Origin of the sequence: Chengkuizengella marina (assembly GCF_009910845.1) — a bacterium.
In the GTDB taxonomy this organism is placed as follows: Bacteria; Bacillota; Bacilli; order Paenibacillales; family KCTC-33759; genus Chengkuizengella; species Chengkuizengella marina.
Map to the genome: position 1 here is coordinate 129,461 of NZ_SIJB01000023.1, position 12,095 is coordinate 141,555.

General features: G+C 34.3%; 12 protein-coding genes. 4 read left to right on the forward strand and 8 right to left on the reverse strand.

Annotated features, from left to right (window positions below):
- Positions 1 to 58: 58 nt before the first annotated feature.
- The 7 genes from ERL59_RS10120 to ERL59_RS10150 form a co-directional block, all read right to left on the reverse strand.
- On the reverse strand, positions 59 to 1,717 hold the full coding sequence (locus ERL59_RS10120; RefSeq protein ID WP_160646089.1) for an L-lactate permease: 1,659 nt from the start codon (positions 1,715 to 1,717) through the stop codon (positions 59 to 61).
- 214 nt (positions 1,718 to 1,931) lie between these two features.
- Positions 1,932 to 3,164 carry an aminopeptidase gene (locus ERL59_RS10125; protein WP_160646090.1) on the reverse strand — a complete coding sequence of 411 codons (1,233 nt, stop codon included), beginning with the start codon at positions 3,162 to 3,164 and terminating at the stop codon, positions 1,932 to 1,934.
- A gap of 75 nt (positions 3,165 to 3,239) precedes the next feature.
- Complete coding sequence (locus tag ERL59_RS10130) at positions 3,240 to 4,472, reverse strand: aminopeptidase (protein WP_160646091.1); 1,233 nt, start codon at positions 4,470 to 4,472, stop codon at positions 3,240 to 3,242.
- Between the two features lie 160 nt (positions 4,473 to 4,632).
- Complete coding sequence (locus ERL59_RS10135) at positions 4,633 to 5,409, reverse strand: SDR family NAD(P)-dependent oxidoreductase (RefSeq protein WP_201763526.1); 777 nt, start codon at positions 5,407 to 5,409, stop codon at positions 4,633 to 4,635.
- A 233-nt stretch (positions 5,410 to 5,642) separates the two neighbouring features.
- Complete coding sequence (locus ERL59_RS10140) at positions 5,643 to 6,500, reverse strand: RNA polymerase sigma-70 factor (RefSeq protein WP_160646092.1); 858 nt, start codon at positions 6,498 to 6,500, stop codon at positions 5,643 to 5,645.
- A gap of 50 nt (positions 6,501 to 6,550) precedes the next feature.
- Positions 6,551 to 7,852, reverse strand: a complete 1,302-nt coding sequence (locus ERL59_RS10145; protein ID WP_160646093.1) for an FAD-dependent oxidoreductase — start codon at positions 7,850 to 7,852, stop codon at positions 6,551 to 6,553.
- Between the two features lie 80 nt (positions 7,853 to 7,932).
- Entirely contained in the window at positions 7,933 to 8,712 is a 780-nt protein-coding gene (locus tag ERL59_RS10150; RefSeq protein ID WP_160646094.1) for an arylamine N-acetyltransferase family protein, read from the reverse strand.
- Positions 8,713 to 8,966: 254 nt separating this feature from the next.
- On the opposite strand from ERL59_RS10150, the gene ERL59_RS10155 reads away from it, so the two are divergent.
- The 4 genes from ERL59_RS10155 (at position 8,967) to ERL59_RS10170 (ending at position 11,503) form a co-directional block, all read left to right on the forward strand.
- Positions 8,967 to 9,647: a uracil-DNA glycosylase gene (locus tag ERL59_RS10155; protein ID WP_160646095.1), complete on the forward strand. Its 681-nt coding sequence runs from the start codon at positions 8,967 to 8,969 to the stop codon at positions 9,645 to 9,647.
- A gap of 168 nt (positions 9,648 to 9,815) precedes the next feature.
- Positions 9,816 to 10,286, forward strand: coding sequence for a hypothetical protein (locus tag ERL59_RS10160; RefSeq protein WP_160646096.1), 471 nt, complete (start codon positions 9,816 to 9,818; stop codon positions 10,284 to 10,286).
- Between the two features lie 815 nt (positions 10,287 to 11,101).
- Complete coding sequence (locus tag ERL59_RS10165) at positions 11,102 to 11,251, forward strand: BhlA/UviB family holin-like peptide (RefSeq protein WP_328699932.1); 150 nt, start codon at positions 11,102 to 11,104, stop codon at positions 11,249 to 11,251.
- Between the two features lie 114 nt (positions 11,252 to 11,365).
- Positions 11,366 to 11,503, forward strand: coding sequence for an S-layer homology domain-containing protein (locus ERL59_RS10170; protein WP_160646097.1), 138 nt, complete (start codon positions 11,366 to 11,368; stop codon positions 11,501 to 11,503).
- Positions 11,504 to 11,589: 86 nt separating this feature from the next.
- Here the strand turns inward: ERL59_RS10170 and ribD are convergent, their stop codons facing one another.
- Positions 11,590 to 12,057 (reverse strand): bifunctional diaminohydroxyphosphoribosylaminopyrimidine deaminase/5-amino-6-(5-phosphoribosylamino)uracil reductase RibD, encoded by a 468-nt coding sequence (ribD, locus tag ERL59_RS10175; RefSeq protein ID WP_160646098.1) that lies wholly within the window; start codon positions 12,055 to 12,057, stop codon positions 11,590 to 11,592.
- Positions 12,058 to 12,095 lie beyond the last annotated feature (38 nt).

Below are 12,095 nucleotides of genomic sequence, written 5' to 3' on the forward strand. Positions count from 1 at the left end.
TTTGTTATAAGATGCTAAGCTAATCAGAGCTAGTGAAGTAGATGCGAAGAATGTGAACTTAAAATATTGTCAATATTATAAATCCAATGATTCCACTTAGTAAGCAGTAGTACAACATTGGTAGTAACGTATAACGAATGATTGTCCCTTCTTTACCGTACAAATTGACTACAGAAGCAGCAGCTACCACATTTAATATGCAGATCATATTTCCACCATTAGCTCCAAGTGCCTGTAGGGATACAATAATATCCGGGTTAGACCCAATTTGTTCAGCGGTACTAAACTGAAACAAGGAGAACATCATATTACTAAATGTTGCACTCCCGGAAATAAAAGAACCTAATGCTCCAACAAAAGGTGCAAATAGAGGCCAAGATTGTCCAAGTGTTTCAGCAGCGGAGTTAGCAAGCTCGATCGGCATGCTTTCCAAACCAGAATCATTAATACTTGAATTTATAAATATTCGTACCATGGGAACAGCTGTCCCCAGTGCAATCAAACTGCCGACCATGGTTTTTAAGGATGTATTGATAGTTGATAAGATTTCTTTTTTAGTAAAACGATAAATCATAAAGGAAATCAATACAGTAATGATAAAAATTGTACCTGGTAAATATAACGGTTCAAGTTCTGTGCTAATTTCTGTGCCTATAATATTTACCCATGTAATTTTAAAAGATTTTAACCAATCCTTAAATGGAAGAATTTCAATTCTGGTTACGACGAGTAATAAAAGCACAATCAAATAGGGAACCCATGATTTGAATAAAGAAGGTTGATTTATGGTTTCATTTTGTTGGCGAGCATTATCTTCTGAATTTTCAAGCTCAAGTTCATATGGAATCTTAGGTAATAAAAACTGTTTTTTTGCAGCAAGAATGACTAAAATTAAACCTATAAACCCCCCCATAATGGATGGGAATTCTGGTCCCAACAGAATAGCAACAAGCAATGATGATATGGAAAAACTAAATCCAGCGAATAATGCAAATTTCCATATGGCTAAACCATCTTTCCAACTTTTATGTTTTCCAAAAAATTTTGTATAAATGATAACTAATAATAAAGGAATAAAGGAACCAACAAATAAATCAATCCATGCTACTTGCACTGCAATGTTTGCTACATATTCCATTACAGTGAGCTGTTCATTTTGTAAATAAGCATTAACATTAGGTGCAAGTGCACCTTCTGTTTGTAATCCTTGTCCGATTCCTACTAACATAGGAGTGCCCACTGCCCCGAAAGTTACTGGAGCGCTATCAGCAACTAGTGTTAAAACAACAGCAGGTAAAGGCGCAAATCCAAGCGCTACTAAAAGAGGTGCACCGATCGCTGCAGGTGTACCAAATCCAGCAGCACCTTCAATGAAGGCACCAAACAACCATGCTACTATAATAATTTGAACTCGGGCATCTGAGCTGATGTTCATAAATCCTGCACGTATAGAGTCCATGGCTCTGCTATTTTTTAACGTATTTAGAAGTAGAATCGCTCCAAACACGATATATAATATTGAAAAAGCAATAATCACACCTTGAAAGGATGAAGCAACGATATGTTGTAAGGACACCTCCCAAAAGAAATAGGTAAATATGGCTGTAACCAAAAAACTGATAGGCATTGCTCTTGCAGCAGGAATACGCAAAATGACTAAAAATATAAACACAGATAAGACAGGCATTAAAGCTGTGATCCATTGTAATATGTTCATGTAATGTACTTCCTTTTTATATTTTTGTTATGTAAGTATGTAAAGTATTGTATCATATTAAATTTCATTTTTATCATGATTCTCTAACAGATGATCTTATATTCCTTCAGTTGAACTATTTAACTAAAAAAGAACCCTCTAATTCACTTTGTAAGTGATTTAGAAGATTCTATGGTTAACTTGGTTTTGAATCGTGTCAATACTCAAAATGTTATTATAATGCCCAGTTCCCGTTACGGAAGAGAGGTTCTCTCTTTCCATCCGCTGTTTCACCATTAATGTTCATTTCAGCAGAACCAATCATAAAGTCTTCGTGTACTATACTATCGTTAGCTCCTAGTTTGTCCAGTTCTTCTCTAGTCATTTTTGTGCCACCTTCCAAATTAAATGCATAAGCTCTACCGATTGCAAGGTGATTAGAAGCATTTTCATCAAATAACGTGTTGTAAAAAATGAGATTGGAATTTGAGATAGGAGAATCATGTGGAACTAGCGCAATTTCACCTAAAAAGTGTGCTCCTTCATCTGTTTCAATCAAAGATTTTAAAGTATCATAGCCTGATTCTGCTTCAAAGTCTACAATTTTTCCATTTTCAAAGGTAATTTTAAAATTGTCTATTAAATTACCACCATAACTTAGGGGTTTAGTACTAGAAACATATCCATCCACACCTGTTTTTAAAGGAAGTGTAAATACTTCTTCTGTAGGAATGTTGGCAAAGAATTCGATTCCTTGTTCACTCTTCGAACTTCCACCTGTCCAAAGATGTTTTTCATGAAGTTCTATCGTTAGCTTTGTACCTGGTGCTTCATAGTGTAAATACTTATATTTTTTTTCATTTAAAAAGTCAGCTTTGTTATGTAATTGTTCATCATGTTTTTTCCATGCTTGAATAGGATCATCTACATCTACTCTTGCAATTTTGAAAATGACATCCCATAGTTTTGCAACCTGCTCGTCTTCTGGTAGATCTGGAAATACTTTAGCTGCCCACGCTTTTGAGGGAGTGGCTAATAAATTCCAACTTGTTTTGTCCGCTTGTATATACTCACCAAATTTCTTATATGCTTTTCCTGCAGCTTTTTGAAAAGAAGCAATTTTTTTACTATCAACCCCTTTTAATAAATCAGGATCCTCTGAAACTATGGATAACAACGCAGTACCTTCCTCTACAAGTTTAGTGTGACCATCCGCTTTCCAAGTAGGGAAGTCTTGAAATGATTCAATGGGTGCCAGATCAAATTTAATGCGGGTCATTTGACTATCTCGCCAGTCTACGATAACATCCTTTGCTCCTAATTCATAAGCTTTTTTGGTTAATAAACGAACAAAATCTGCATCTCCAAGATCACATCTTATTAATAGTTTTTGGCCTTTTTGAATATTGACACCATTTTTTAGTGCAATTTCAACATATTTTTCTAGATTACGCTCAAATTGAGTCATTTATAAATACCACCTTTATAAAATATATAAACCCCCCACTTAAATAGTAGGGGGAGCTTTACTATTTCAGTATAATTAAAAAGCCCAATTCCCGTTACGGAACAATGGTTCTCTTTTTCCATCTGCTGTTTCGCCATCAATGTTCATTTCTGCGGAACCAACCATAAAGTCTTGATGTACTAAACTATTATTTGCACCTAGTTCTGCAAGTTGGTCTCTTGTCATCTTTTTGCCACCTTCAAAGCTGAACGCATAAGCACTTCCGATTGCAAGGTGATTGGAAGCATTTTCATCAAATAACGTGTTGTAAAAAATGAGATTGGAATTTGAGATCGGTGAATCATGTGGAACTAACGCTACTTCACCTAAGTAATGTGAACCTTCATCAGTTTCAATTAAAGTTTTTAAAGTATCGTAACCTTGCTCTGCTTCAAAATCTATGATTTTTCCGTTATCAAAAGTGATTTTAAAATTGTCAATTAAATTACCGCCATAGCTTAATGGTTTTGTACTGGAAACATAACCATTAACACCCGTTTTCAAAGGTGCCGTGAATACTTCTTCTGTAGGAATGTTAGCAAAAAAATCGATGCCTTTTTCATTCGGTGAGCTTCCGCCTAACCATATATGTTTTTCAGGTAATTCAATGGTTAGTTTTGTACCTGGTGCATCGTAATGCAAAAATTTATATTTTTTCTCATTTAAAAAGTTTGCTTTGTCATGCAGCTTTTTATTATGATCTTTCCATGCTTGGATAGGATCATCTTGATCTATTCTTGCAATACTGAAAAATGCATCCCAAAGTTTTTCAACTTGTTCTTCTTCTGGAACGTCTGGGAAGACTTTTGCAGCCCATACTTTTGACGATACACCAATGATATTCCAGCTTGGTTTGTCTGATTGAATATATTCACGGAATTTGCTTAATGCTTGACCCTGAGCTTTTTGAGCTGCGGCAATCTTTGGAGTTTCAACCCCTTTTAATAAATCTGGATCATCTGAATAGATAGAGAGAACAGCAGCTCCTTCTTCTACAAGCTCCGTGTAACCTTGTGCAACCCAAGCAGGAAATTCTTGAAATGATTCTAAAGGAGCGTTGTCATATTTAATACGAGTAATCTCGCTATCCTTCCAATCAACAATGACGTCTTTTGCCCCTAATTCATAAGCTTTTTTCGTTAATAAACGTACAAAATCCGCAGCAGTTAATCCGCAGCGTATTAAAAGTTTTTGACCTTTTTGGATGTTGACGCCTACTTTTAATGTAACTTCAGCATATTTTTCTAGATTACGTTCAAAATTACTCATTAACAAAATACCACCTTCATGGGAATTTTTATATCTTCATTTATGTATGTTGGAATGAATGAAAGATTTTATATGTTCAGATTAACAATAGCGCTTTCGTGTTTCAAGTCTATGGAGTAAAGGGATACAATCTGAATAAGAAAAAAATGAGAAAGATCCATTACTTACTAGGTTTTATGACCTTTCCAGCTACTTTTGTAATCAGTTGTCGAGGGAAGAATCTGGGCAGGTTTGCAGTGATGTAATTGCCAAACCCATCAATGGCAAAACTTTTTCCTTTCTTTAAAGCTTTCATTGTGGTGTTGACAACTTGCTCTGAAGTTCTCAAGTTTTTCGCACCAAATCCTCCAGAAACCTCAAAGAAATTCGTAGCAGTGGGTCCTGGACAAATGGCCAATACTTTTACTCCTTTATGCTTTAATTCACTCCACAAGGCTTCGGAAAAGGATAGTACAAAAGCTTTCGTTGCTCCGTATATCGCCATTTTAGGAAGTGGTTGAAATGCAGCTGTGGAAGCTATGTTAATAATAGCACCATTCCTCTTTTTTTCCATGTCTGCTGCAAAGAGGTATGTCATATCTACAAGTGCACTGACATTCACCATGATTTGTCCATGTGCTTTGTCTAGATTATTGTGTATAAAACTGCCAACTTGTCCAAAACCCGCATTATTAATAAGCATATCAACATGAAGGTTAAGCTCGTCTACCGTTTTTTTGACTTCTTTTGCAGCATTTTCTTTACTTAAATCTGAAACAATGACATGGGTATTAATACCATATTTTTCACGGTATTGTTTAGCTAGATCTTCTAACTTTTGCTCAGTACGAGCCACTAAAATTAGATTCATTCCTTGTTCAGCCAGTTTATTAGCAAATACTTCTCCAATACCAGAAGAAGCCCCTGTAATAAGTGCTGTTTGATTTTTATACTCCATTATGTAATTCTCCCTTTTTCTTTCAATTAAACCATTTAAACGCTTTCTTTTCAAATGGCATGTTTTCAAGATTTGAGAGAGGCAATCAGTTAGTTTTTAATTGAAGGATCTGTTTTTTAATTTTAAGTGGACAAAAAAAAGTAGGTCATTCAAACAAACCTACATTTTATTTCTGTTGTTATATTATAGCTATCTTCATCTCTTTAAGAGTATCATCTACTCATTTACATACCCTATACCACATTTGTTAATTTTTCTGGGTTTCTTATCGTATAAATTTCTTTTACTTTATTGTTTTCAAAGCGGTAAGTTGTTACATTTACAGGTATTTTGTTTTCATAAGCGATGAAACCAGGTTGGCCATTAATGTTGGCTAGTCTAATCTCGGTGTGTTGAGTCGCTTTTTTTGAGATGCCAAATAGAAAAGAAAGAACTCTAGAACGGGATATAATTGGATTTAGAGCTGCAATCACTTTTCCACCACCATCGGTATATAAGACTACATCCTCTGATAGTAACTGAGTTAATTGTTGGGTATTTTCAGTCGATAATGCCTTTAAAAATTGAATAACAATATTTTTATTTTCCTCATAAGTAAAGCTGGTTTGATCGTGATTTATATTCATTTTTTGTTTTGTTCTACTTAAAATTTTACGGCAGTTGGATTCCGATTTTTCTGTGATCTGTGCTACTTCTTTATAATCTAAGTTTAATGCCTCTCTTAAAATGAAAACCGTTCTTTCGATAGGAGTGAGTTTTTCCATCATGTATAAATAGGCGGTGGAAAGATATTCTTTTCCAATGATATCTTTTGAAGGGTCTTGATAAACTTGATCCATAACTAAAGGTTCTGGTAACCAGGGTCCCACATAAACTTCTCTTTTTTTTCGTGCTGATTTTAAAACGTCTAGGCAGCGATTGGTGGTCATTTTACATAGATACGCTTTAGTATTTTCAATGTGTTCAAGATTTTTTGTACTTGCCGTTACGAAGGTGTCCTGTACGATATCTTCAGCGTCTACAATCGTTCCTAACATACGATAGGCAATAGAAAATAATAATGGACGATAGGAATCAAATAGCTCTTTCATGATGAATCTCCTTTCATGTCGAATCCAAATAAAAAATATTGCTGGATCGTTCATCCTGTATAGGTTAAGCTGCTTGCCTCTTCCAGAATAGCATCTGCAGCTGCTTTCGCACTGGTGATAGAGGCATCTGCTAACAGACCATTTGTAGTGACCCAATCTCCAGCTACATATAATCCTGGAATCTCCGAAATTTCTGTATTTATTTTAGGCATATTTGTTGATGGCATTGCATTGCAAACCGTTAAAGAAGGTAAGAAACGTTGAAAAACGACTTCTTTTTCCCAGTCTGGTTCAATGACACTTAAAAAATTCTTTAACTGCTTATGGTTTTTCTTAGGATCTAGTTTTTCATCAGTAGATAAGTATTTACCAAGGTGAATGATGTGTAGATTCGGCTCTGTGACAAGATTGGCTACTGCTGATTGATTGGAATAGTAAAGTGGTTCATCAAGACCTAAAGCAAATTTAACGTTAAGGTTGGTTGTTTTCTTTAATACGATATCCCAAAAAGCGCCTTTCACTGGGATGCAGAGGTCACGATATTGTTTTAAAGTAGAAGACATCTGTTCGGATTTAATCATGGATAATGTATTTGCAGGTGTGGATGTAGAAATGACATGTTCAGTTGTAAATGTTACATCCAAACTATCTATTAAAGTGATGTTAGGGTGGGTTCCTAGTAGTTCAATGATATGGTGATTTTCTTTAATGGTTACCCCATGAGATAAAGCTTGTTGTTTGAGTTGGTCAACGAGTGTTTGCCACCCACCATCCAAATATCTAACCCCAGTTAATCCTAATTTTACTTGTTCTATAATTATACCAGCACTTGATCGTTTAGGATCATTGCAATAAGAAGAAAGTCTACATAACATATAAAATAATTTTTTCACTTTTTCTTCTATTATATGGGCTTCAACCCAATCATATAAACTGATATTTTGTATAAACTTTGTATTTATTTTGTTTAACCCACTAACTAATTTAATGAATTCTCTTTTTTCCTTCCATTTTAGCAATTTGGAGGTTAATAAAGCGACTGGGCTTAGGGTTAGTGGATAGGTTTTATTTTCATACAATAGTGTCCCTTTTGATACTGGGGAACCACCATTTAACTTGATATTTAATTCCTCAAGAATTTTTACACCTGGTCCATTTGGATAAATCGCATGTGGTCCTAGATTTAACAAACCACCTGCTTTTTCAATCGTAGTAGCACGACCACCGATTTGTTTTGCTTTTTCAAGAATCAGTACTTTTTTGTTTGCTTTAGATAAAATAACGGAAGCAGTGAGCCCTGCTATGCCTCCCCCTATAATGATTACATCCCATTTTTGTAGATTTTCAGTCATTAAAATCACTCTCCTCTTTGTTTTACTTACATAACGAGGAGTGAGAATGTTTTGTGACATTGATATGAAAGCTTCACATATTATTTGGATTGCTTTTGATACATGTCTATATCAAATAAGTTGTTTAGTAAAATAGGAAGTTCATCTTGTTGATATTCCTTTTTCTTTTTTTCTCCATTTATCGTTGTGATGATCTCATGATTGGTTAATGTAAGTCTTCCTGTTTCTGTTGCTCGCGTTACAATCTTTTTTTGAGTAAAGGGAGATTCTGGACTGGTTTGATTCCATCTGCAAACCTCTTCAAAAAATGAAAATGTTCTAGGTGTAGTAGTGAAACGATAGACAGAAGCCCATTCGTTGTCCAAATATTTTTGTAAGTGTAAAAATTCTCCAATAGGATAAATTCTATATTTCCCACTGATATCTTCAACGATCTCACCAGTTAGAGGCACTGGACTACGAACTGTATCCCCAGCTGCAACCTCTATCAAATAGTCTACTCCTTTCAAAGTAACTATATTGGTTAAATGAGTATGACTTCTGTACCATTGATCCTTTTCTTTAGCAATTGTAGATGAAATCATTCTAACTTTATAACCAAGTTGCTTTAACAACCAATGAAACAATCCATTAACTTCATAACAGAAACCCCCTCTATGATTTCGTACGATTTTATGATAAATGGGTGATAGATCTAGTTTGACTGGCACTTTATTGATTACATCCAAATTTTCAAAAGGTACATAATATAGATTTTGTCTTTGTAACCATTTTATATCTTCAATCGCATTTCCAGTTATGGATTGAACTTTGATTCTCTTTAAATATTCATTCACGTTCATTTCTTTATTTATAGTCATGAAATTTCACGCTCCTTATTTTTGTAAATACACAACGAGTGGGTTTAGGGTTTTGTGACATGATGAGAACATTTACCACTATCATTTTATTTAGATGGGACATCTATCATTCCAGCTTTATTATAAACTTCAAGGAATTGGTTTACCTCATCACTAAGCTTTAAAATGATCTACAACTTTCGTATGATATAATGACAAAAACGAAAATGTGATTTAAATGGTTGTGTAAATTAATAAAGAAAGTGGCTATTTTTATGAAAATAAATATTCCCAGCTTCACAAATGATTGGGCGATGGTTTTAAAGGAAGAAATAGAAAAAGAATACTTTCAACAATTGATGAAGTTTTTACAAGAAGAGTATGAAACCCAGGTTATCTATCCCAATAAAGAACATATATTTAATGCTTTGCAACATACTTCATACGAAAATACTAAGGTGGTTATCCTTGGACAAGATCCATATCATGGACCCGATCAAGCACACGGTTTAAGTTTTTCTGTACAACATGAAATTCAGATACCACCATCTTTAAAAAACATATTTAAAGAGTTAAGTAGTGATCTAAATATCCAAATACCTAAACATGGTTGTCTTGAAAAATGGGCTGCGCAAGGTGTTTTATTATTAAATACGGTATTAACGGTCCGGGATGGACAAGCTCATTCTCATAAGGGGAAAGGGTGGGAGATGTTTACGGATCAAGTGATGCTTTCATTAAATGATCGTCTTAAACCAGTTATTTTTATACTATGGGGTAAACCGGCTCAATTAAAACGAAAGTTAATTACTTCGCCACAACATTATATTATTGAAGCCCCTCATCCTAGTCCATTGTCTGCACATCGAGGTTTTTTTGGCAGTACACCTTTTTCAAAAGTGAATACATTTTTGAAGAGGAAGGGGATAGAGGAAATAAACTGGGGTGAGATTTAGAAAAAGTTTTGAGATAGAACGCAGTCAAATTAAAATATAATAGATGACCACTCTTATTCTACTAATATAGTAATATATTAGCCTTTTTTTCTTAAGATAGCCTCCTCCCTATACGTAGAAGATTTACAATGCATAGAATATAACAAATAGGAAAAAGGGGGTCGTAACTTGAGAAGAAAATGTAAGAAGAATAGTAGTTATACTAGATGTAAATCTAAGAGAGAAATTGTAACAACTCTAGGTGGTCTGGAGCGTTTTCCAAAAACGGCAGTTTTTATTCAAGATTTAAATGTGATCACTTTTTTAAAGAGTATTACCTTGGTAACAGAACCACTGGTGTCAGAAAATATCGCTGGAAGGATAAGGATACAAAAAATATTTAATAATACCATTAAAAAGAAATGGAACCGTAAAACTCTTGTTAAAAAGGGAATTCGTGCTCCTAAAAAGACACCATTTCCTATTTTGCGTGTTCCATTCACACCAAGTTATCAACAGATCGCATTATTCATATTTAAGAAGTTCACTCCAATATCAAAGAAAAATGGGGAGAGGTTAGTAGAAGTAGTAGTGACAGGTACTACACCATCACCGTCTGATATACTCATCAGAAGAGTGAGATTGAAGAGGAATAAGTGAAATCAGAGCATCCTAACGGGTGCTTTTTTGGTGCTACAATGAAATTTTTAAGGAAATAACTAGATAAAACCTAACTATTAAACTCACAAATGAAAATGAAAGTATTTTATATTTTGATAGGGGGTATATTTTTCCTTGATTCAAACTCTCTCTTTATGCCAAAGTAATTACATCTTAAATTCATAATCACAAAAAGAAAAAGTTCCAATACTCGGCTGAAAAGAATTCATGATAAGCATCTCATTACTTATAAATATTCCAAGTAATCATGCTTCAAGAAATGATGAATGCCAAGTATATGTTGGGATCTTTTTTTATTGGCTTTGTATTGATGGAGGTGAGAAGTTGAGGAAGAAGTAATTGATAATTAATTTTTGGAATGAGTCATACAAAAAAATAGGAATAGGAACAGGAATAAGATTTTAGAAGTTAGCAATGAACAGTTGGGGTAAGGTTGTTGCCCATAGGGAATGAGAATGTGTTAATAACTGAATATTTTGAAATAATTGAGCACTTTTTGATTTCTATCTTCCCTACTAAAAAGGTGGAGAAACATAAGCTTGTTGAGGAATTACACGAGGGACTTCAGCATCCGCTAACTCATGAGGAACATTTTGACCGATTAAATCCTCTATTTCAGAAATTTGGGCGTTTGCAGTGGATGCTGATGGTTTAGTTTACAGCGGAAGTGATGATTTTACGGTCCTAAGATATCAGGAATGTATGGCGTTTCAATATAAGTAGAGATAGATAATAAAAATATATCAGGAATATACCAAATTACTGATTGTTAAAATTTTTAATAAGGTGAGGAAATGGACATGGAAAAAGAATTTATAGCATTTTTAATGACACAAGGGCCGTTTGCAGGCCTTTTTGTTTGGTTATTATATACAACAAAGAAAGAGGGTAAAGAACGAGAGAATCGACTTCATGCTTTACTTAATAAGCTCTCCAAAAAATAGATACGGTCGATAAACTAGAAAATAAGATGAGGGTTAGTTGATGGTTTTATGCCAAATGAATTATATGGACCAGAAACTAAGAGTTAAAAGAAAAGAGTATTTTCAAGGATGTGAGTGTACAGCACTGGAATTCAAGAAGTAGCTGGTTTAGAGGGATATACCGATGGAACATTTAAACCATCCCAAATGCTGACTAAAGGAGGGATGGCAGTCGAAGCGTCCAGAATCATTCGCTATGTAAAGGGTCTATAACATAAATTAAAACCATTAAAACGATGTTTGGTAATATAACCAGTTAAAGGTTCTTAGTAATCGTAATGATGACTATGAACCTTACATTATTTTATCTTATTTTTGTTCACGTTGTTAAGATATACTGTTAAATCTTTTTCGATGATATCCTTCAAAACACCCAATTGTACTTCTAGTCCATTTTCCCGCAAATATCGTATCCCCTTCCCATTGACCTTAAAATAAGGGTCAATGATTCCAATTACAACTCTTTTAATACCTGATTTAACTACAGCTTCACAACATGGTGGAGTTAATCCATAGTGTGAACAAGGTTCTAATGTAGAATATAACGTAGCACCAATAGATTCATCTTTAGATTTAGTTATGGCATTTATTTCCGCGTGATTTCCACCTTTCATAGATGTATAACCCTTTCCAATTATGTTGTTATTTTTTACAATAACAACGCCAACTGGAGGATTAAGTCCAGTTTTATTTTTTGCTTTTCTCCCTTCATTAACCGCATGATTCATATAATATTCATCTATGTCTTTAATTTTACAGTAATCCATAAATTTTCCCCCTTTCGTATTTTAGTATCAAGAGCCCT

Excerpts from the sequence above, each read along its gene's own strand:
- ERL59_RS10120 (WP_160646089.1), bottom strand. The coding sequence starts at position 1,717 with ATGAACATATTACAATGGATCACAGCTTTAATGCCTGTCTTATCTGTG.
- ERL59_RS10125 (WP_160646090.1), bottom strand. The coding sequence starts at position 3,164 with ATGACTCAATTTGAGCGTAATCTAGAAAAATATGTTGAAATTGCACTA.
- ERL59_RS10130 (WP_160646091.1), bottom strand. The coding sequence starts at position 4,472 with ATGAGTAATTTTGAACGTAATCTAGAAAAATATGCTGAAGTTACATTA.
- ERL59_RS10135 (WP_201763526.1), bottom strand. The coding sequence starts at position 5,409 with ATGGAGTATAAAAATCAAACAGCACTTATTACAGGGGCTTCTTCTGGT.
- ERL59_RS10140 (WP_160646092.1), bottom strand. The coding sequence starts at position 6,500 with ATGAAAGAGCTATTTGATTCCTATCGTCCATTATTATTTTCTATTGCC.
- ERL59_RS10145 (WP_160646093.1), bottom strand. The coding sequence starts at position 7,852 with ATGACTGAAAATCTACAAAAATGGGATGTAATCATTATAGGGGGAGGC.
- ERL59_RS10150 (WP_160646094.1), bottom strand. The coding sequence starts at position 8,712 with ATGACTATAAATAAAGAAATGAACGTGAATGAATATTTAAAGAGAATC.
- ERL59_RS10155 (WP_160646095.1), top strand. The coding sequence starts at position 8,967 with ATGAAAATAAATATTCCCAGCTTCACAAATGATTGGGCGATGGTTTTA.
- ERL59_RS10165 (WP_328699932.1), top strand. The coding sequence starts at position 11,102 with ATGGACATGGAAAAAGAATTTATAGCATTTTTAATGACACAAGGGCCG.
- ribD (WP_160646098.1), bottom strand. The coding sequence starts at position 12,057 with ATGGATTACTGTAAAATTAAAGACATAGATGAATATTATATGAATCAT.